16 protein-coding genes are annotated in these 20,785 nt (G+C 71.1%); 5 read left to right on the top strand and 11 right to left on the bottom strand.

The window, feature by feature from the left end; all coding sequences use genetic code 11:
* Positions 1–97 precede the first annotated feature (97 nt).
* The 4 genes from IEZ27_RS20570 to IEZ27_RS20555 form a co-directional block, all read right to left on the bottom strand.
* The gene (locus IEZ27_RS20570) at positions 98–1,192 is read right to left on the bottom strand and encodes a cation diffusion facilitator family transporter (protein ID WP_189648717.1); all 1,095 of its coding nucleotides are present in this window, start codon (positions 1,190–1,192) and stop codon (positions 98–100) included.
* Positions 1,193–1,262: 70 nt separating this feature from the next.
* Positions 1,263–2,426, bottom strand: a complete 1,164-nt coding sequence (locus IEZ27_RS20565; RefSeq protein WP_189648716.1) for an acyl-CoA dehydrogenase family protein — start codon at positions 2,424–2,426, stop codon at positions 1,263–1,265.
* 73 nt (positions 2,427–2,499) lie between these two features.
* Positions 2,500–3,090: an ACT domain-containing protein gene (locus IEZ27_RS20560; protein WP_229824159.1), complete on the bottom strand. Its 591-nt coding sequence runs from the start codon at positions 3,088–3,090 to the stop codon at positions 2,500–2,502.
* 213 nt (positions 3,091–3,303) lie between these two features.
* A complete protein-coding gene (locus tag IEZ27_RS20555; RefSeq protein WP_189648714.1) occupies positions 3,304–6,414 on the bottom strand; it encodes a bifunctional cytochrome P450/NADPH--P450 reductase in 3,111 nt (1,036 codons plus the stop codon).
* Between the two features lie 54 nt (positions 6,415–6,468).
* Here IEZ27_RS20555 and IEZ27_RS20550 point away from each other — a divergent pair, with 54 nt between their 5' ends.
* Together IEZ27_RS20550 and IEZ27_RS20545 are read left to right on the top strand one after the other, a co-directional pair.
* Complete coding sequence (locus IEZ27_RS20550) at positions 6,469–7,026, top strand: TetR/AcrR family transcriptional regulator (RefSeq protein ID WP_189648713.1); 558 nt, start codon at positions 6,469–6,471, stop codon at positions 7,024–7,026.
* Between the two features lie 71 nt (positions 7,027–7,097).
* Positions 7,098–8,258: a thiolase family protein gene (locus IEZ27_RS20545; RefSeq protein WP_189648712.1), complete on the top strand. Its 1,161-nt coding sequence runs from the start codon at positions 7,098–7,100 to the stop codon at positions 8,256–8,258.
* A 19-nt stretch (positions 8,259–8,277) separates the two neighbouring features.
* Here IEZ27_RS20545 and IEZ27_RS20540 read toward each other — a convergent pair whose 3' ends face one another.
* From IEZ27_RS20540 to IEZ27_RS20515, 6 genes are read right to left on the bottom strand one after another with little or no spacing between them, the layout of a single operon-like run.
* Positions 8,278–8,574 carry a hypothetical protein gene (locus tag IEZ27_RS20540; RefSeq protein WP_189648711.1) on the bottom strand — a complete coding sequence of 99 codons (297 nt, stop codon included), beginning with the start codon at positions 8,572–8,574 and terminating at the stop codon, positions 8,278–8,280.
* Positions 8,575–8,592: 18 nt separating this feature from the next.
* Positions 8,593–9,843 (bottom strand): right-handed parallel beta-helix repeat-containing protein, encoded by a 1,251-nt coding sequence (locus tag IEZ27_RS20535; RefSeq protein WP_229824158.1) that lies wholly within the window; start codon positions 9,841–9,843, stop codon positions 8,593–8,595.
* Positions 9,844–9,901: 58 nt separating this feature from the next.
* Positions 9,902–11,686, bottom strand: coding sequence for a glycoside hydrolase family 13 protein (locus IEZ27_RS20530; protein WP_189648710.1), 1,785 nt, complete (start codon positions 11,684–11,686; stop codon positions 9,902–9,904).
* Between the two features lie 4 nt (positions 11,687–11,690).
* The gene (locus IEZ27_RS20525; protein WP_229824157.1) at positions 11,691–12,530 is read right to left on the bottom strand and encodes a sugar ABC transporter permease; all 840 of its coding nucleotides are present in this window, start codon (positions 12,528–12,530) and stop codon (positions 11,691–11,693) included.
* A complete protein-coding gene (locus tag IEZ27_RS20520) occupies positions 12,527–14,095 on the bottom strand; it encodes an ABC transporter permease subunit (protein WP_189648709.1) in 1,569 nt (522 codons plus the stop codon). Before IEZ27_RS20520 ends, IEZ27_RS20525 begins: the two co-directional genes overlap by 4 nt.
* A gap of 1 nt (position 14,096) precedes the next feature.
* A complete protein-coding gene (locus tag IEZ27_RS20515) occupies positions 14,097–15,371 on the bottom strand; it encodes a sugar ABC transporter substrate-binding protein (protein ID WP_189648708.1) in 1,275 nt (424 codons plus the stop codon).
* A 302-nt stretch (positions 15,372–15,673) separates the two neighbouring features.
* On the opposite strand from IEZ27_RS20515, the gene IEZ27_RS20510 reads away from it, so the two are divergent.
* The 3 genes from IEZ27_RS20510 to IEZ27_RS20500 all read left to right on the top strand — a co-directional run bounded on the left by IEZ27_RS20510 (position 15,674) and on the right by IEZ27_RS20500 (position 19,452).
* Complete coding sequence (locus tag IEZ27_RS20510) at positions 15,674–17,167, top strand: glycoside hydrolase family 13 protein (RefSeq protein ID WP_189648707.1); 1,494 nt, start codon at positions 15,674–15,676, stop codon at positions 17,165–17,167.
* Positions 17,168–17,230: 63 nt separating this feature from the next.
* Positions 17,231–18,586: a HAMP domain-containing sensor histidine kinase gene (locus tag IEZ27_RS20505; RefSeq protein WP_229824156.1), complete on the top strand. Its 1,356-nt coding sequence runs from the start codon at positions 17,231–17,233 to the stop codon at positions 18,584–18,586.
* A gap of 47 nt (positions 18,587–18,633) precedes the next feature.
* On the top strand, positions 18,634–19,452 hold the full coding sequence (locus IEZ27_RS20500) for an SAM-dependent methyltransferase (protein ID WP_189648706.1): 819 nt from the start codon (positions 18,634–18,636) through the stop codon (positions 19,450–19,452).
* Here IEZ27_RS20500 and IEZ27_RS20495 read toward each other — a convergent pair.
* Positions 19,449–20,771, bottom strand: a complete 1,323-nt coding sequence (locus IEZ27_RS20495; RefSeq protein ID WP_189648705.1) for a cation:dicarboxylate symporter family transporter — start codon at positions 20,769–20,771, stop codon at positions 19,449–19,451. The two genes, IEZ27_RS20500 and IEZ27_RS20495, sit on opposite strands and share 4 nt — an antisense overlap.
* Positions 20,772–20,785: the final 14 nt, after the last annotated feature.

Genomic DNA, 20,785 nt, shown 5'->3' with positions numbered 1-20,785 from the left:
AGTGCGATCAGAAGGGCGTCTAGGTCAGTCTTCACACACCGACCATGGACGCCCTTCGTCACGCTCGCAGCCGATCACCGAATTTCACATCAGCGATCTAGGTGATGCGGTGGGTCGCCAGAGTCGCGTGGTGGTCGGCACCGTCCGGTCCGTACGGGTCGGTGTGGACGGTGGCGGCGCGCAGGCGGGGCAGGTCGTGGATCAGGCGGTGCTCGGCCTCGACCGCCACGGCGTGGGCGTCCACAACGGACATGGCGTGGTCCACCAGGATCTCGACCTCGGCGTGCAGGGCGTGGCCGATCCAGCGCAGGCGTACCGAGCCGACGCGCTCGACGCCGGGGACGGTGGCGAGGATGCGTTCGGCCTCGTCCACGAGGGCGGGGTCGACGGCGTCCATGAGGCGGTGGTAGATCTCGCGGGCGGCGTCGCGCAGGACGAAGCAGATGGCGACGGTGATCAGCAGGCCGACGACCGGGTCGGCGATCGGGAACCCGAGCGCCGCGCCGCCCGCGCCGAGGAGCACGGCGAGGGAGGTGAACCCGTCGGTCCTGGCGTGCAGGCCGTCGGCCACGAGCGCGGCCGAGCCGATCTGCCGGCCCACGGTGATGCGGTAGCGGGCCACCCATTCGTTGCCGAGGAACCCGGCCAGCGCGGCGGCGGCGACCCAGCCGAGCGCCCGCACGTCCTGGGGTTCGAGAAGCCTTCGGACGGCCTCGTACCCGGCCAGTGCCGCCGAGGCGGCGATGAGCACGACGATGACGATGCCCGCCAGGTCCTCGGCCCTGCCGTAGCCGTAGGTGAAGCGGCGGGTGGCGGCGCGCCGCCCGAGCGAGAACGCGATGGCCAGCGGGACGGCGGTGAGCGCGTCGGCCAGGTTGTGCAGGGTGTCGCCGAGCAGCGCGACCGAGCCCGACGCGACGACGATCACGGCCTGGACGGCGGCGGTGAGCATGAGGATCGCGAAGGAGACGGCCAGGACGCGCATGCCCCGGCTGCTGGACTCCAGGGCGCTGTCGGTCTTGGCGGCGCTGTCGTGGCTGTGCGGGGTGAACGCGTGCGCGACCTTGGCGGCCAGCGCCTTCACCCCCCGCCGCTCCCCCGGCCCGTGGCCGTGGCCGTGGCCGTGTTCGTGGCCGTGTTCGTTTGGATGCCCGTGGTGGTGGTGCTGCGGCGTGGGATCGGAGTCAGGCATGGGAACCCCCCGGCTGGCGCGGCTCGTCCGCGTCCGACCAGGATAGGGAGGCCGAGGCCGCGGCGTCCGGCTACCAGCCGACTCTGCCCTTGCCGGAGACGAGGGCGCGGGCGATCACCAGCCGCTGGACGTCGTTGGTGCCCTCGCCGATCGCCATCAGCGGAGCGTCCCGGTAGAGCCGTTCGACGACGAACTCCTGGGAGTAGCCGTAGCCGCCGTGGATGCGCATCGCCTCCAGGGACGCCTTCAGCGCCACCTCCGAGGCGAAGTACTTGGCCATGCCCGCCTCCATGTCCACCCGGTTGCCCCCGTCGGCCCGGGAGGCGGCCCAGTACGTGAGCAGCCGGGCCGCCTGGATCTCGGTGGCCAGGTCGGCGAGCTTGAGCTGGACGGCCTGGAAGTCGGCGATGGGCTGCCCGAACGCGGTGCGCCCCCGGGCGTACTCCAGGGCGGCGTCGTAGGCGGCCTGGGCGACGCCCACGGCGCGGGCGGCGATGTTGACGCGGCCGATCTCCAGCCCGCCGAGCACCTGCTGCATGCCGCGCCCCTCGACGCCGCCGAGCAGCGCCGATACCGGCACGCGTACCTCGTCGAGCACGACCTCGCAGGTCTCGGTGCCCTTGTAGCCGAGCTTGGGCAGGTCGCGGCTGACGCCGAAGCCGGGCGAGGCCGGATCGACGAGCAGCACGGACATGCCCTTGTGGGCGGGCTCGGTGATCGAGGTCTTGACCAGGACGGGCAGCGGGTCGGCGTGGCGGGCGTTGGTGATCCAGGTCTTGGTGCCGGTCACCACGTAGTGGTCGCCGTCGCGTACGGCGCGGGTCTGGATGCCCTGGAGGTCGGTGCCGGCGCCGGGCTCGGTGAGCGCGATGGCGGTGCGGCGGGCGCCGGTGGCCAGGTCGAGGAGGTGGCGGCGCTTCTGCTCGTCGGTGCCGTGCTTGGCGATCATCCAGCAGGCCAGCGAGTGGGAGCCGATCGTGCCGGCCACGCCCATCCAGCCGCGGGCGATCTCCTCGAAGACCAGCGCGAAGGAGACCATGTCGGCGGCCAGCCCGCCGTACTCCTCGGGGACGGTCAGCCCGAACAGCCCCATCTGCTTCATCTTCTCGACGATCTCGGTGGGGTAGCGGCCCGAGTGCTCCCACTCGGTGGCCACCGGCAGGATCTCCTTCTCCACGAAGGCGCGCAGGGTCTCGCGGAAGGCCTTCTGCTCGTCGGACAGCTCGAAATCCATGGCCTCACGTCCTCTGCGCGGGAGGGGCGGTCGAGGCTCACGTTATTCGTCTGATGTTTCGAAGGTCAATCGGCTAGGCGCGGGCGGCCAGCTTGGCGACCACGTCCACGATGCGGACCGCGCGTTCCAGCTCGGCCCGGTGGAAGACCGGCCCGCCGGCGCGGGCGACCACGACGTGCAGGCCCTGCGGCACCACGGGCAGCAACATCAGGCGCAGGTCCGCCGAGTCCAGGGCGATCGCGCGCGGCGGCGGCTCGGGCAGGTTCACGACCTCGGGCGCCGCCATCGAGGCATGCCGTACGGCGCCGTCCTCGACCGCGACCGACCATTCGGCGCCGCACAACCCGGGCAGGGCGTCCACCAGCGTGGCCAGCCCGCGGGCCGGTTCCGTCGCCACGTGCATGAGCAGGTCGTAGTCGGGGGCGGAGCCGGGCATGTCGCGGGTGGGCCAGACGCCCTCGACGCGTACGCCCGGCGTCGCCGACAGCCGTTCGCACACCTCCGTCGCGCTGACCGGGCCCGGCCAGGACACGATGAAGTCGTCCACGGCCCGGCCGGTCTCGCGTTCGAGCACGGTGACCTGCAGGATGTCGGCGCCGAGCGTCCCCAGCGCCTTCGCGACCTGGCCGAGGCCGCCCGGCCGGTCCGGCAGCGAAATCCTCACTCGCAGCAGCATTGCCCGTCCCCTTCCACGAAGGCTCCCACAGTGCCGTGGAAAGGTTTCACGCACGTTCCACGGATATGTCGCGCATGCTCCGCCTATATCCCAGAATGAAGCGCTAAGTCCGGGTTGTCGAACTTGGGGGACGGTTTGAGCTGGGGTTTTCCCAGGATCGACCAAGGGTCGACCAGGGATCGACCAGGGATCATTCAAGGATCACGCGAACACATCCTGCTGGTAGCGTCCGTCCGCCTCCAGGGCGGCCAGCCAGGCCGTGCCGTCCTCGCCTGTACGCCGCCGGTGGAGATCAAGCAGCGCCTGGCGCACCGCCGGGGCCATCCGCAGGCCGTCGCCGCAGACGTAGACGTGGGCGCCCTGCTCCAGCAGCTCCCACACCTCCTCGGCGTGCCCGGCGACGGCGTCCTGGACGTAGCGGTACGGATGCCCGGCCACGGCCGAGAACGCGGTGTGCACGTTCACCTCCTCGCGCTCGCCCCAGGCGGTCACCTCCTCGCGGTACAGCCAGTCGTGGTCGGGGTGGCGGCAGCCGGTGAACACCTCGGCCCGGCCGCTCGCCCCGCTCAGCGCCCGCTCCTCCAGGAAGCCGCGCAGCGGCGCGAAGCCCGTGCCGGGGCCGACCAGGATCACCGGGGTGGCCGGGTCGGCGGGCAGCCGGAACGGCGGCGCGGGCACCCGTACGTACCCGAAGAACACCTCGCCGGGCCGCAGACCGGCCAGGTACGCCGAGCACATGCCCTGGTAGGTGCCGCTGCCGGACCAGGCGGGCCCCTCGACCAGCCCGACGGTGAGCCGTACCAGGCCGGGATCGGCCAGCGGCGAGGAGGAGACCGAGTAGTAGCGCGGCCTGATCGGCCCGGCCATCTCCAGGAACGCCGGCAGCGGCAGCTCGACCGCCGGGAACCGTTCCAGCAGGGCGAGCGGTGAGACCCGCTTGGCCAGGATCTCGTCGGCGTAGTTCGCCGTCAGCTCGGCGAGCTGGCCGCGCGTCCACGGGCAGCCGGTGTGCGCGGCCAGGGCCTCCAGGTCGGACCTGGTGGCCACCTCCTGGAGCTCGGCGAACTCGGTCAGCAGCAGTCCGGCCGTCACCGGCGTGTCCACGGGCAGGTGGGTGGCCCCGGCGGCGCGCAGCCGCACCACCTGCTCGCGCGGGACGCGCAGGCAGCGCAGGGCCCACTCGACCAGCTCGGGGTCGTTCTTGGCGAAGACGGCGACGTGGTCGCCCGCCGCGTACGTGACGCCCTCGGGCAGGCGGGCCACGACGGAACGCACGCCGGGCCTCGGGGCCTCGGCCGAGAAGTCCCACAACCCGGCCGGGTCGCCGGTCAGCTCCTCGTTGGACACCACGGTCAGCGGGACGGCCCGCTCGGAGACGACGGCCGGCCTGACCTCGCTCTCACTGAGCACGTCCATCTCGTAGCGCGGCCCGGCCGCCGCCGCCGGGGCGCTGTACTCCTCGGCCAGCGCCGCCCACAGCCGGGCCGTCCACGCCGTCACGTCGCCGTCGAAGTCGCCGTCGGCGTCGGCCTCGCCGCGCTCGACGAGCGGCACCGCACCGGCGGCGGTCAGCTTCTCGCCGGCCCGGCGCGGGAAGTCCTGGTACGTCGGCCACTGCGAGTTGCCGCACCCCAGCACCGCCAGCCGTACGCCGGACAGGTCGGGCAGCTCCTCCAGGGCGTCGAAACGCTGGGCGTTGTCGGGCGCCTTGCCGTTGTAGGAGGAGGCGACCACGACGAGCAGGCCGCCCGCCGGCGGGGTCAGGTCGTCCAGGGTGGTCAGGGTGGTGGCGAAGCCGGACCGGCCGGCCCGCTCGGCCAGCCGCTCGGCGATGTCGGCGGCGGTGCCCAGGTTGGAGCCGTAGGCGACGGTGAGTGGCACGCCGGTGACCGCGAGGTCGTGCTGCTCGCCCTCCCCGTCCCGCTGGACGGCGGCGGCGGTGCGCTCGTGGGCGCGGCGCTCGCGCACCCGCAGGGTGAAGCCGTCGGGCTTGAGGGTGAGCGTCTGCTTGACCTTCATCCGGTAGGCGTCCGGGTCGGAGACCGCGAAGCGGCGCAGGATCATCGCCAGGGCCAGCCGGGCCTCGGTCAGCGCGAACTGGCGGCCGATGCAGGCCCGCTCACCGTTGCCGAACGGCTTGTACGCGGCCGGGTGGTGGGCCTTCTTGTTCTCCGGCAGCCAGCGGTCGATGTCGAACTCCTCCGGCCGCTCCCACGCCTTGGGGTGGCGGTGCAACGACGGCAGCAGCACGGCGACGCCCTGACCGGCCTCGATCTCGTACTCGCCGATCGTGGTGGGCTCGACGGCGCTGACGGTGAAGGCGGGGATCGGCGACCAGACGCGCAGCGTCTCCTCCAGGATGCGGGGGATGACGTCGAGCTTCATGATCGTCTCGTAGGTGGGCGGCTCGTCGCCGGGCAGCAGCCGGTCGACCTCGTCGTAGGCCCTGGCCAGGGTGTGGGGGTCGCGCAGCAGGTTGTACAGGGCGAAGGAGAGCAGGCCGCTGGTGGTCTCGTGCCCGGCGATGAGGAAGGTGAGCACCTGGTTGCGGATGTTCTCGTCGGACAGCCGGCCGCCGGTCTGCGGGTCGGACGCCTCCAGCATGAGCCCGAGCAGGTCCTTAGTGCCGCCCGAGCCGTCGGCGCGGCGCTGCCTGATCACGTCGTCCACCAGGGCGCGCATGGTGTCGATGTCGCGCCGGTAGGCCTCCTCGTGACCGCGCCTGAGCTTGGTGACGAACGGCAGTTGCTGGTTGCGCAGCATGGCCTCGGTCAGCGCGCCGCCCATGGCCTTCAGGAACGGGTGCAGCTCGGGCGAGGAGAAGGAGTCGAAGTGGAAGCCGAAGCCGGTCAGCGAGATCGTGTCCAGCGTGAGCCGGGTCATGTCGTCGGCCACGGGCAGGTCCTGCCCCTGGCGGCCGGCCCATGACGTGACGAGCTGCTCGGCGACCTCCAGCATCTGCGGGTAGTACGCCTTCATCGAGCGCTGGCTGAAGGCGGGCATCAGGATGCGGTGCGCCTGCCCCCACACCGGCTCGTGCGGCTCGGCCGTGAACAGGCCGTCGCCGCCGAAGTCGCGCACGATCGACAGCGGCGGGGTGATGCGCTTGACGAACCTGCTCTCGTCGCACACCTCCGCGACCAGGTCGGGGTCGTAGACCAGCACGATCGTGCGACCGGCGACCTCCAGCCGGAAGATGCCCTCGTCGTACCGCTCGGCGACCTTGACGAAGTGCTCCACGGGCGAGTGGGCGGGGATCTGCAGCGTGTTGCCCACGACGGGCAGGCCCTGCGGGGCGGGGATACGCCTCATGAGTGCTCCCTTCGGGTAGCCATACACCGTATGGCTGACGCTACCATACGCCGTATGGCAGTGAGTGCGCGCAGGGGAGCCCCCCTGAGTCTTGACGAGATCCGCTCCACGGCGCTGCGCCTGATCGACGAGGGCGGCGTCGAGGGGCTGTCGATGCGGAAACTGGCCGCCGAGCTGGACGTCAACCCCATGTCCCTCTACCACCACGTCGCGAGCAAAGAGGCGCTGCTGGCCCGCATCTGCGAGACGATCACCGTCCGGCTGCCGCTGCCGCCCGACGACGACACTCCCTGGGAGGAACAGCTCCGGGCCCTGGCCCTGTCCTACCACCGGCACGCCCAGCAACATCCGGCCATGTGGAGCTATGTGCACAACCATCCCGAGTTCGTCGAGGACCGGCAGCTTCCGCTCTGGCAGGCGCTCTACCGCATCCTGCGCGCGTCCGGGGTGCCCGAGGAGGAGCTGCGGCGTACGAGCGAGGTGCTGCACGCGTTCGTGTCGGGGTTCGTCTTCGCCGAGACGCGCGGGCACGTGACGGGCGCGCCCGAGGAGATCGAGCACACCTTCGACATCGCCCTCGACATGATCATCAACGGCCTGGCCGCCCGGTGACCCCTGCATTGGAAACTCCAACTCGCTCGCGTTAGAGTGAGTTGGAATTTCCAACGGACAGGAGGGCCGCGATGCGCGACGCCGTCATCGTGCAAGCCGTACGCACCCCGATCGGCAAGGGCAAACCGGGCGGCGGGCTGCACGGGACCCATCCCGTCGACCTGCTCGCCCACGCCCTGCGCTCCCTGATCGAACGCAGCGGCGTGGACCCGTCGCTGGTCGACGACGTCATCGGCGGCTGCGTCGACCAGGTGGGCGAGCAGGCCATGAACACCACCCGCTACGCCTGGCTGGCCGCCGGCTTCCCCGACTCGGTGCCCGCGGTCACGGTCGACCGGCAGTGCGGCTCCTCCCAGCAGGCCGTGCACTTCGCCGCGCAGGGTGTCATGTCCGGCGCCTACGACCTGGTCGTGGCCTGCGGTGTGGAGTCGATGAGCCGCGTGCCTATGTGGTCGAACGTGCCGCCGGGCGCGGACCCGTTCGGGCCCTCGGTGGCCGCCCGCTACCCCGAGGGGCTGGTCCCGCAGGGCATCAGCGCCGAGCTGATCGCCGCCAAGTGGTCGCTGAGCCGCGAGCAGATGGACGCCTTCTCCGTGGCCTCCCACACCAAGGCCGCCGCCGCCGACTTCACCGCCGAGACGGCCCCGATCGCCGGCCTGGACCGGGACGAGTCGATCCGCCCCGCCACCACGCCGGAGATCCTGGCCGGGCTGCGGCCCGCCTTCACCGACCCCGGCTACGCCCGGCGTTTCCCGCAGATCACCTGGTCGGTCACCGCGGGCAACACCAGCCCGATCAACGACGGCGCGGCCGCCGTGCTCATCACCAGCTCCGAGACCGCCGCCCGGCTCGGCCTGCGCCCGCTGGCCCGCCTGCACAGCTTCGCCGTCACGGGCTCCGACCCGCTGCTCATGCTCACCGGCGTGATCCCGGCCACGGAGAAGGTGTTGCGCCGCGCCGGGCTCTCACTGTCCGACATCGAGCTGTTCGAGGTGAACGAGGCCTTCGCGAGCGTCGTGCTCGCCTGGCTCCAGGAGACGGGGGCCGACCCGGCCAAGGTCAACGTCAACGGCGGCGCCATCGCCCTCGGCCACCCGCTCGGCGCCAGCGGCGCCCGCATCACCACCACGCTCGTGCACGCCATGCGTGACCGCGGCGCGCGCTACGCCCTGCAGACCATGTGTGAGGCGGGCGGCCTGGCCAACGCCCTCGTCCTGGAACGCACCCCCTGACGCCGCGCCGACGACCCGGTCAGGCGGCGTCCCATACGGCTTCGAAGGCCGCGCGGGTGATCTCGGTCAGCTCCCAGATCTCCAGCGGCTGGTCGGTGAGGAACCCGTGTTCGTCCTGGAGCCGTTCCCACCAGTAGCGGTGGGCGACGCGCTCGGCGTCGACCTCGATCTGCCTGATCGCCCAGTGGTCGCCATCGCCCTCGACGCTCTCGAACAGCCAGACGCGCCCGCCGGGGCCGGCGGTGTGCCAGAAGCGGTGGGGCACGTCGGCCTCGGCGAGCTGCCTGACCAGCGGCAGGCGAAGATCCGGAACCATGCCCGGTAGGCTACACCGCTATCGCTGGTAGGCCCCGGCGTCGGGCGACGCGGGCACCGGCCTGCCCAGGATGTCCTGGCCGGGCGCGGTGCCGCCGTACCAGGTGGGCGACAGCGGCAGGCCGCGGCCCAGCGCCGGGGAGCCGGGCCGCAGGCGCAGGTCGGTGCGGGAGACGAACAGCGGGTCGGCCTTGACCGACTTCGGGCCCAGTTTGAAGACCAGCTTGCGCCCGAAGTAGACGCTGCCGCCGTCGTCGGCGCCCTTGCCGTCCTCCCAGCCCGCCTCGCCGCCGACCGCGATCACGTTGTTGCGCAGTCTCAGGATGGACGGCGAGCAGCCGTCGTGACAGGACCAGCCGATGGTGTCCTTGGCCGGCAGGTAGACCGAGTTCTGGACCGCGATCGTGCCCTTGACCGGGCCGACGACGTGGCCGGGGCCGCGGGTGATGAGGAAGGAGCCGCGGCTGCGGCTGGAGGTGACGACGTTGAAGGCGAAGATGTTGCCGGTGGCGGTCTTGCCCTTCTGGGCGCCGAGTTCGGTGAAGGTCTCGTTGTCGCGCGAGATGTTGTGGGTGATCCGGTTGCGGTCGCCGTTGAAGATCTCGACCGCGGCGCCGTCGGTGCCGTAGTCGTGGCTCTTGGCGTAGCTGCCGGTGATGGTGTTGTGGGTCACCAGGTTGTCGTCGCCGTTGAGCAGCACGCCGAACGCGCCGGAGTCGTTGTCGCCGCCCTCGTCGTTGACGCTCATCCTGTTGTTGCCGGTCAGCGTGCTGTCGCGCACGGTGTTGTGCGAGCCGGACGGCGTGACCCACACGCCCGCGACGTTGCCGTCGGACTGCACGCCGGTCAGCACGATGTGGTGGCCGCGCAGCGCGAACCCGGCCCACCGGCAGCGGGAGGCGCGCAGGCCGCTGATGCGCCAGTAGGCGCCCTTGGCGACCACGCAGTCGCCTTCGTCGCCGCTGATCCTGGCCATGGCGCCGGCGCCGTGGGAGGTGATGACGATGGGCCGGTTGGCGGTGCCGTTGGCCGTGAGCATGAGCGGGCCGGTGAAGCTGCTGCCCCGCTTGAAGCTGACGGTGTCGCCCGGCTTGAGGTCGGCGGCGTTGACCTTCTCCAGCGTCTTCCAGGGCTTGTCGGCGCTGGTGCCGGCCGCGCCGTCGTCACCGGCCCTGGAATCGACGTAGTAGATCGTGCCCGCCCTGGCCTGCGCGGCGGTCGGTACGGCGGCCAGGAACGAGACCGCGACGGCTACGGAGAGCAACCTCATGCGCGCACACCACTATCTTGATGAAGACGGAACGGGGCCGAGGCATACCGTAGCGTGATCAGCGTGTGATGCGCCACACACTCAGTGAAGGACCGTCCCCCGGGATCACGTCGCCGTCTGGAGCGTTGTAAACGCCCTGGGCCTGCGCGCCCATGGACAGCGCCGGACCGGGCGCCCGCCGTACGCACACCAGCAGCGACTCCTCGTACGTCTCGCGCGCGAAGACCAGGCAGTCGGCGTCGGCGTGCAGCCAGCGCAACCCGCCGTGCCGCAGCGCGGGCTCGGCGCGGCGCAGCCCGAGCAGGTCCCGGTAGGCCGCCAGCGTGTCCAGGTCCTGGTCGTGCGGCCGGTTCCAGGGCATCGGGGTGCGCGAGTGCTCCCCGTTGATCCCGGTCAGGCCGAACTCGCTGCCGGCGAAGACCATGGGCGTGCCGGGCAGCGTGGCCTGGAGGCCGAGGGCCAGCAGGTGGCGTTCGCGGGAGCCGGTCACCGTGCGTATGCGCGGGGAGTCGTGGGAGTCCAGGAGCTGCCAGGAGTGGGTGAGCGAGCGCCAGGACATGTGCGAGGCGAAGGCCCTGAACGTGGCCACGGTGTCCAGGCCGTCGCGCTCGGGCACGCCGCCCGGCACGCCGAGGAAGTGCGGCAGGTCCAGCTCCGGGCCGCGCAGCCAGGCCCACACCGGGCGGGTGAAGCCGCCGTAGTTCATGGTGCCGTGCCAGCCGTCGCGGTCGAGGTCGTGGGAGGCGTCGTGGTTGTGCTCGGCGATGAAGGCCGCCTGCGCGCCGAGCTGCTCGCGCAGCATGGCGGCGACCTCGTGGTTGTGATCGTCGCGGCCGAGCCGACCGGTCATGTTGGCGACGTCGACGCGCCAGCCGTCCAGGGGGCCGAGCCACTTCTTCAGCACCGCGCGCATGCTGGAGCGGACCAGCTCGCTGCCCCAGTTGAGCTTGGGCAGCGACTTGACGCCCCACCAGGACTCGTAGTCGCCGGTGTGGGGGTCGAAGTAGAACATCTCCCGTTCGAGGGCGTTGACGTCGGAGACGGCGGCGGTGAACCATTCGTGCGCGTCGCCGCAGTGGTTGGTGGTGATGTCGCCGAGCAGGCGCATGCCGCGCGCGTGCAGCGCGCCCGCGAGCCGGTGCAGGGCCTCGTCGCCGCCGAGCAGCGGATCGACGTGCTCGAAGCTCGCGGCGTCGTAGCGGTGGTTGGAGCGGGCCGGGAAGATCGGCGTCAGGTAGACGGTGTCGGCGCCGAGGCCCTGGATGTGGTCGAGGCGGCGGGTGATGCCGTCGAGGTCGCCGCCGTAGAACTGCTGGGCGGTGCCGGGGCCGCTGGGGATCACCGGGTCGCGGTCCCAGTCGCGCGGCAGCGCCCAGTCGGGCAGGTCCGGCATCGGCCCGGAGCGCTCGAACCGGTCGGGGAAGATCTGGTAGACGATCGCGTCGGACATCCACGAGGGCGGCGCCTGGTGGCAGACCAGGCGGAAGTCGCCCGCGTCGGTCACGTCGTGGGCGACCGGCCCGGCCGCGGTCAGCCAGAACTGGCCGCGGCCGGTGTGCAGCAGGAAGCGGTACGGGGTGACCGGGTTGACCGCGGTGACCTCCGCGTGCCACCACACGTCGTCCGCGCCGTATCCGCCGACGCGGGCGCCGGTCCTGGACTCGTCGACGCGGGCCTCGGTGTAGCGGGGCTCGCCGTCGCAGACGGTACGGACGTGCACGCCGGTGATCCCGGCGGCCCGCGGCGCCCGCAGCCAGAGGGTCACCCGCGAGCCGAGCGCCGGTTCCCGGCTGGAGACGTAGAGAGCTGAGCCGTCGTGATGCGGCTCGCCGACAAAACGCATGAACCTATCCCTTGACAGCCCCGGCCGTGAGCCCGGAGACGATGTACTTCTGCAGCCATAGGAACACGCTCACCGTGGGTACGGCGGTGAGCAACGTCGCCGCGGCGAACATCCCGAAGTTGGCGTTGCGGTGGTCGCCGGCGATCATGCCGTACATGCCGACGGCGAGGGTCTTGCTCTCGGGGTCGCGCAGGAACACGTTGGCCATGAGGAACTCGCTCATGACGCCGATGAAGGCCAGCAGAGCGGTGACCGCCAGGATCGGCGTGACCAGCGGCATGATGACCCGCCAGAAGATCTGCGCGTGCGTGGCGCCGTCCACGGTGGCGGCCTCGTCGAGCTCCTTGGGCACGGTGTCGAGGAAGCCCTTCATCAGCCAGGTGTTCACGCCGAGCGCGCCGCCCAGGTAGAGCAGCAGCAGTCCCCAGACGGTGTTGAAGCCGAACGCCGGGTACAGCTCGGTCACCCTGGTGAAGATCATGAAGATCGTCACGATGGCCAGGAACTGCGGGAACATCTGGATGAGCAGCAGCGCCAGCAGCCCGACCCGGCGGCCGGCGAAACGCATGCGGCTGAAGGCGTAGGCGGCCAGCATCGACAGCAGCAGGCTCGCGAACGACGAGACCAGCGCGATGAACACCGAGTTGAAGAACCACCGGCCGAACGGATAGCTGTCGGAGGTGAGCAGGTTGACGAAGTTGTTCGGGCTCGCCCCCGACGGCAGCAGGTCGGTGGAGGCCAGCGTGCCCATCGGGTTGATCGCGGCCGAGACCACGAACAGGATCGGGAACAGCGCGAACGCGCACACCAGCAGCACGAACACGTGCCGGAGCGCCATCCTCATGCGTAGACCTCCTCCTGCCTGCGGGTCCGCCGGAAGGCCACGGCCGAGATGACCGCCACGATCGCGAAGATGAACACCGAGATCGCCGCCGCGAACCCGAACTGCGCCCCGCCCGCGCCGAACGCCAGCCGGAAGGTGTAGGTGATCAGCAGGTCGGTGGCCCCGACCTGGGGGCTCTCGGCCGGGAACGGCCCGCCGTCGGTGGTGAGCGCGATGGCGTTGAAGTTGTTGAAGTTGAACGCGAACGACGAGATCAGCAGCGGCGTCAGCGCGACCAGCAGCAGCGGCAGCGTCACCCGGCGGAATGCCTTCCACGGCGTGGCGCCGTCGATGGAGGCCGCCTCGGTCAGTTCGCGCGGGATCGCCTGGAGCGCGCCGGTGGTGACCAGGAACATGTACGGGAAGCCGAGCCACACGTTGACCAGGATCACCGCGAAGCGGGCGGTGGCGGGTTCGCCGAGCCAGTCGACGCTCAGCCCGAAGAACTGGTTGATCAGGCCGAAGTCGCGGTTGAACATGTCGCGCCAGACCAGCAGCATGGCGAAGGCCGGCATCGCGTACGGCAGGATCAGCGCGATCCGGTAGGCCTTCGTGCCGCGCATGCGCGGGTGGTGCAGCGCCAGAGCGACGGCCATGCCGAGCGCGAACGTGCCGGCCACGGAGGCCAGCGCGAACACCAGGTTCCAGCCCAGCACCCCCGCGAAGTAGCCGGAGATGGTGGGATTGGTCAGGACGCGGGTGAAGTTGTCGAGGCCGACGTTCACCTGCCAGCCCTGTGCCAGGTGGTCGCCGTCGGCGTTGACGAAGTAGCCCTGGGCCTCGTCGGCCTTCCAGGTGCCGCCGTCGCCCTGGACGCAGTCGCAGGCGGCGTCGTAGACCAGCGCCGCCTTGCCCTCCACGGCCCGGCTCAGGCCGTTGGCCTTGATCACGCCGCCGGGCGTCGGCACGGACAGCGCGGAGATCTCCGGGCCGCGGGCGGCCGCCTCGGGGGCCTTCAGCACGGTCACGCCGGGGGCCGACACCACCTTGCCGGTGACGCCGACCTGGGCGCCTTCCAGCGGGGTGAGCCCTTCGGGGGTGCCGAGGCGTACCTGCTTGGTCTTCGGGTCGACCAGCAGGAACACCAGTTCGTCGCCGCGCAGCGCGGCGGTCAGGCCGTACTCGGGCGAGCCGGGGGCCTGGCGGACCGAGCCGGTCTCGATGGCGGTGACGGCGGCGGCCTTGTCGCCGCGGTGCCCGTCGCCGAAGTTCGTGAACGCCGTGGTCACCGTGTAGAGCACGGGCAGCACCTGGAAGGCGATCAGGAAAACGGTGCCGGGGACGAGGTACTTGCCCGGGACGAAGCGGCGGGTCAGGTAGAGGCCGGCGATGGCCGCCGAGGCCAGCCCCAGCAGGGTGAGCGAGACCCACGAGCGCGTGGCGACCAGCGGCGGCACGGCGTAGAGCAGGATCGCGGCGGCCACGGCGAGCACCGCGATCCTGCTCACCACGAACGCCGTGGTGAGCTCCCGGCGAGGCCGCGGGGACGGGGTGGTCCCCACGGCCTCGTGCATGTCCAGTGACATGTCAGTTCTTGAGCGCGCCGTCGATGGCCTTCTGCGCGGCCGCGGCGGCCTTGGCCGCGTCGCCGCCCTTGACCACGGCCGTCTCGGCGATGCCGAACGGCTCCCAGATCGCGGCCATCTCGGGGATGGCGGGCATCGGCATGCCGTTCTTGCCGGCGTCCATGAACTTGACGGCGTCGGGGTCGGTGGCCTGGACCTCCTGGAGCGCGGCGGTCAGCGCCGGGGGCCGGGGGTCGGCCTCGTACAGGGCCTTGGCGACGTCCTTGTTGGTCACGTAGTTGGCGACGAACTCCTGGGCCAGGGCCTTGCTCTTGCCCTTGGCCGCCACGAAGAAGGACTGGACGCCGACGAACGGCGTGGCCGGCTTGCCGTCCTTGAACGCCGGGACGGGCGTGATGTCGTAGGAGATGCCGCCCTTCTTGACCTCGCTCATGGCCCACGGGCCGGAGATCAGGTAGGCGCACTTGCCGGCGGCGAAGTTGACGATGTAGTTCTCGTTGGTGATCGACGTCTTCAGTGCGCCGTCACCCTTCTCGCCCAGGTCCTTCAGCTTGCCGAACGCCTTGACCGAGTCGTCCGAGCCGAGCAGCACCTGCTTGGGGTCGGGGTCGCCGGCCGGGGTCGCGCCGAACAGCGCGCCGCCGCCGGAGGCGAAGATCGGGTAGACGTGGAAGGCGTCGCCCTTCTGGCCGACGGGCAGGCAGAGCACCTCCTTGACCTTGCCGGCCTTCTTCAGCTCGGCGCCCTTCTCGATCATCTCGTCGAGGGTGGCGGGGGCGTCGGGGGCGAGCTTGGTGTTGCGGATGAGGGCGATGTTCTCCACCGCGTACGGGGCGCCGTACACCTGGCCGTTGAAGGTAACCGCCTTCATGGCGATTTCGGGGAAGGCGGCCTTCTGCTCGTCGGTCAGGGTGACCGGGTCGATGGCGCCGTTCTGGACCAGGTTGCCGATCCAGTCGTGGGCGCCGATCATGATGTCCGGGCCGCTGCCCTGCTGCGAGGCGGTCAGGAAGGTCTGCTGGTTGTCCTTGCTGATCTCCTTCACCTCGACGGTCACGCCGTTCTCGGTGCCGAACTGGTCGGCGAAGGGCTTGAGTGGCTTGACCCGGTTGGTGTCGGCCCAGATCACGAGGGTGCCGCCGCTGGTCGCGGGGGCGGACGACGAGGCCGGGCCGCTCGGCTGAGCCGCCGGTGCGGGCGCGCCGGAGTCACCACAAGCCGTAGCGGCGAACGCGAGGGTGGAGAGGGCGGCCACTCCCAGAACCCGTACTCGCATGAGACCTCCCGAGGTCATGGAGGAGCGGCGGCGCCTGCGTGCGCCGCCGCCAAAGAAGATCGTTATTAACCGCTTTCACGGCTTACGTTTCCGGGACGTTAGCGGCTCTTTGCAAGAATTGGAAGAACTTGCGAAAGAGCGTTACCGGAACCACATCCGACCCGTGACCCGCTGACCTCGTCCCCACGGGTGATCACGGCCTGACGAGCAGTTTGCAACTTTCCGAAACTTGCACTTGACCTGTCGCAAGCGCGCGCGACATCCTGCACCAGACATCACGGACATCCGGGGGAAGGAAAGCCATGCTCGGCAACGACGACTGGTGGCGGGACGCCGTCGTGTATCAGGTCTACCCCCGGAGCTTCGCCGACGCCGACGGCGACGGCACCGGCGACCTCAAGGGTGTGCGGGAGCGCCTGGGCTACCTCGCCGGGCTGGGCGTGGACGCGATCTGGCTGAGCCCCTTCTACACCTCCCCCATGGCCGACGGCGGCTACGACGTGGCCGACTACCGCGACGTGGACCCGATGTTCGGCTCACTGGCCGACTTCGACGCGCTGGTCGCCGAGGCGCACGACCGCGGCGTACGGGTGATCGTGGACCTGGTCCCCAACCACTCCTCCGACCGGCACCCCTGGTTCCAGGCCGGCCTGCGCGACCGCTACGTCTTCCGCGACCGCCCCAACGACTGGGAGTCCATCTTCGGCGGCCCGGCCTGGACCCAGGTCGAGGACGGCCAGTGGTACCTGCACCTGTTCGCGCCCGAGCAGCCCGACCTCAACTGGGACAACCCCGAGGTACGCGCCGAGTTCCGCGACATCCTGCGTTTCTGGCTGGACCGGGGCGTGGACGGCTTCCGCGTGGACGTGGCACACGGCATGGTCAAGGCCGAGGGGCTGCCCGACGTGGGCCCCAAGGAGGGCCGGCAGGCCGAGATGCTGGGCGACGAGCGCGTGCCCTACTTCGACCAGGACGGCGTGCACGACATCTACCGCGAGTGGCGGCCGATCCTCGACTCCTATCCCGGCGGGCGCATGGCCGTGGCCGAGGCGTGGGTGTCCTCGCCCGAGCGGCTGGCCCGGTACGTGGGGCCCGACGAGCTGCACCAGGCGTTCAACTTCGAGTTCATGATGGCCGACTTCCACGCCAAGTCGTTCCGTACGGTGATCGAGAAGTCGCTGGCGGAGGCCGAGCTGGTCGGCGCGCCCACCACCTGGGTGTTGTCCAACCACGACAAGCCCCGCCACGTCACCCGGCACGGCGGCCTGGCCCGCGCCCGCGCGGCGACGCTGCTCATGCTGGCACTGCCCGGCTCGGCCTACCTCTACAACGGCGAGGAGCTGGGCCTGCCCGAGGTGCTCGACCTGCCCGACGAGCTGCGGCAGGACCCGGCCTTCCGGCGCACCGGGGAGAGCCGCGACGGCTGCCGGGTGCCGGTGCCGTGGACGAGCGCCCCGGGCTGCGGCTGGAACGACCCGTGGCTGCCGATCCCGGAGTCGTGGACGTCGCTGTCGGCCGAGGCCCAGGAGCACGACCCCGGCTCCACGCTGAACCTCTACCGCGCCGCGCTGCGGCTGCGCAAGGAGCACCCGGCGCTCGGCGGCGGCACGCTGAGATGGCTGGAGGCCCCCAAGGACGTGCTGGCCATCGAGCGCGACCCGGGCCTGGTCGTGGTCCTGAACACCGGCGAGGAGCCGATCGCCCCGGTCGTTCCCGGTACGGTGCTGCTCGCCAGCGGCCCGCTCGCCGCCGACGGCTCGATCCCGCCGGACACCGCCGTCTGGATCCAGCGCTGACGTTGGGGGAACCTTTCCCTTAACGCGGCATTTGGCGGCAATTACGGTTAGTAGTCTCGGGGAGTGTCACCCCTGTGGGCCCGCTCCCTGCGCGGACGCGTCACCCTCATCGCGACGGCGGTAGCCGCCCTCGTGCTGATCCCCGTGGGCATCGCCGGGTGCATCGTCTCGCGGTCCCTGGTGACGGCCGGCGTCTACCGGGACACGCGGGACACCGCCGAGCGCGTGGCCTCCGAGATGCGCGCCGGCGGCCTGCCGCAGGGCTCCACGATCCCGGTGCCCAATCCGTCCATCGACCTGATCCAGGTCGTCGGCGCCGACGGCCGCGTCCTGGCCAGCAGTGACGCGGCCAGGAACCTGCCGCCGCTCAGCGACGTGCGGCCCACCGCCGAGAGCCGGGTCGTCAACACCACCAACTGCCTGCCGACCGAGTGCATCCACCTGTCGGCGGTCAAGGCCGGCACGTCCCCGGACTCCCCCATCGTCTACGCCGGGCGCAGCACCCCCGAAGTGCTGGCCTCGCAGACGCTGGAGGTGATCGTGTTCTCCCAGGTGGCGGCGCTGATCGCGCTCACCTCCTGGGCGACCTGGCTGGTCACGGGACGCGCGATGCGCCCGGTGGCCACCATGCGCGCCGAGCTGGACGCCGTCAGCGCCGGCGACCTGAGCCACCGCGTCAGCCAGCCGGGCGGCGAGGACGAGGTCGCCATGCTGGCCAAGGCGATCAACAACACGCTGGCCCGGTTGGAACGTTCCGCGTTGCAGCAACGCCAGTTCGCCTCCGACGCCTCGCACGAGCTGCGCACCCCGATCGCCGGGCTGCGCGCCCAGCTGGAGAGCGCCCAGCTCTACCCGGAGGACACCGACGTCGAGGCGCTGGTGGACAGCGCGCTGCGCGACACCGACCGGCTGGAGGCGATCATGACCGACCTGCTCCTGCTGGCCAGGATCGGCTCCCGCGTGGACGTGGCCAGGGAGCCGGTGGACCTGGCCGACCTGGTACGTCAGGAGCTGGCCGTACGCAGCGACAAGCTGCCCACGCGCCTGGAGCTGACCGAGGGCGTGGTCGTCGAGGGCGTGCGTCTGCAACTGGCCAGGGTGCTGACCAACCTGCTGGACAACGCCCAGCGGCACGCCGAGACCCTGGTGAAGGTCGTGGTGACCAGGGAGGCGGGCCCGGCCAGGGGCGGCACGGCCGTCCTGGCGGTGGAGAACGACGGGCAGGAGATCCGCGAGGCCGACCGCGAGCGCATCTTCGAGCGCTTCACCCGCCTGGACGCCGCCCGCAGCCGCGACTCCGGCGGCACCGGGCTCGGCCTGGCCATCGCCAGGGACGTGGCGATGGCCCACCGGGGCAGCGTCCGCGTGGAGGACCGCCGGGGCGGGGCGCGGTTCGTCCTCAGGCTTCCGGCCATCTGATGCCAGAAGCGTAGATTTCCGGCGACCGATTAGTGGATCATGCTCGCATGACGCGAGAAGCGCCCCGCGGCGTGGACCCCCACATCCCCAACTCCGCGCGCATGTACGACTACTTCCTGGGCGGGAAGAACAACTTCCCGGCCGACAGGGAGCTGGCCGAGCTGGTGCTGAGCGCCATGCCGGAGGTCAGGGACGGCACGCGGGAGAACCGGCTGCTGATCGGCCGGGTGGTCCGCTACCTGTGCGACCGGGGCGTCACCCAGTTCCTCGACCTCGGCTCCGGCCTGCCCGCCGCGGAGAACGTGCACGAGGTGGCCCTGCGGCTCGTACCGGAGGCCCGGGTGGTCTACGTGGACAACGACCCGGTGGTGGCCGCCCACGGGCGGGCGCTGCTGGCCGGGCCCGAACGGGTGGTGATGCTGCACGGCGACGTCCGGCGCCCGCAGGAGGTGCTGGACAGCCCCGAGGTGCGCGGGCTGCTGGACCTCGACCGGCCGGTCGCCGTGCTCATGATGTTCCTGCTGCACCTGATCCCCGACAAGGACGACCCGTACGGCGTCGTGGCCGCCTACCGCGACGCGCTCGCGCCGGGCAGCTACCTGGCCATTTCGCACGCGGGCAGCGACCACGCCCCCGAGCGGGTGGCCCGCGTCCGCGACTTCTACCGCCGGGCCAGCACGCCGTTCTGCCCGCGGCCCGGTGAGAAGATCGCCGCCTTCTTCGGCGACTTCGAGCTGATCCCGCCCGGTCTGACCACGGGCAAGGGGCCGGAGATCGGTTTCCCGTTCACCGACCCCGCGAGCCCGGCCTTCTACGACGAGGACTTCGCCCGCATGGGCTACGCGGGCGTCGGCCGCAAACCCTAGACGCGTACGACCTCCCGTTCCGCCTCGGGCTCGGGGCGGTCGTCGTCGAGCAGCGTGGACTCGTCGAACGGCGCCCGCCCGGCCAGCACCTCGGCGGCGCGCTCCCGGTCGAACTCGCCGGTCCAGGTGCCGACCACGACGGTGGCCACGGCGTTGCCCGCGAAGTTGGTCAGCGCCCTGGCCTCGGACATGAACCGGTCGATGCCGACGATCAGGCCGACGCCGTCCACGAGTTCGGGGCGGTGCGACTGCAGGCCGCCGGCCAGCGTGGCCAGGCCCGCGCCGGTCACGCCCGCGGCGCCCTTGGAGGCCACCATCATGAACAGCAGCAACGAGATCTGCTCGCCCACCTGGAGCGGCGAGCCGGTCGCCGAGGCGATGAACAGCGTGGCCATGGTGAGGTAGATGGCGGTGCCGTCGAGGTTGAAGGAGTAGCCGGTCGGCACAGTGATGCCGGCCACGGTCCGGCTCACGCCGAAGTGCTCCATCTTGGCGATCAGCCGCGGCAGCGCCGTCTCCGACGAGGACGTCGACAGGATCAGCAGGAACTCCCGGCCGAGGTAGCGCAGCAGCGACCACAGGTTGATCCGGGCCACCAGCCACAGCAGCGCGCCCAGCACCACGCCCACGAACAGCAGGCAGGTGACGTAGAAGGCGATCATGATGATGGCCAGGCTCTTCAGCGCCTCGATCCCGGTGGCGCCGACGACGGCCGCGATCGCCCCGAACGCGCCCACCGGCGCCGCCCACATGACCATGGCGAGGATTCGGAACACGAGCCGCTGGACGTGCTCGACGCCGCGCAGGATCGGCGTCCCCCGCTCTCCCATGGCCTGCAGCGCGAACCCGGCCAGCAGCGCCACCAGCAGCGTCTGCAGGACCGAGCCCTCGGTGAAGGCCGAGACCAGGGTGACGGGGATGATGCCGAGCAGGAAGTCCACGCCGCCGGTGGCCTCGCCCTTGGCCGCCTCGGCCTCGGCGGCCTGTTTGGCGGCGTCGGTCAGGTGCAGGCCGGAGCCGGGGTCGATGACGTTGCCGACCAGCAGCCCGATGACCAGGGCCACGGTGGACATCACCAGGAAGTAGCCGAGCGCGAGGCCGCCGACCTTGCCGACCTTGGCGGCCTGGCGTACCGAGCCGATGCCGAGCACGATCGTGCAGAAGATGATGGGGCTGATCAGCATCTTGATCAGGGCCACGAACCCGGTGCCGAGGGGCTTGAGCTCCTTGCCCGCGTCCGGCCAGACGAATCCGACCAGGATGCCGAGCAGGACCGCGCCGATGACGGCCAGGTACAGGTAACGAGTGTGATCACGCATGGGGGGTTCTCTCC

It is taken from the genome of Nonomuraea spiralis, assembly GCF_014648435.1.
GTDB classification, from domain to species: Bacteria; Actinomycetota; Actinomycetes; order Streptosporangiales; family Streptosporangiaceae; genus Nonomuraea; species Nonomuraea spiralis.
The sequence above is the reverse complement of the archived record's forward strand: the minus strand, read 5'-3'. Positions and strand labels throughout refer to the sequence as shown.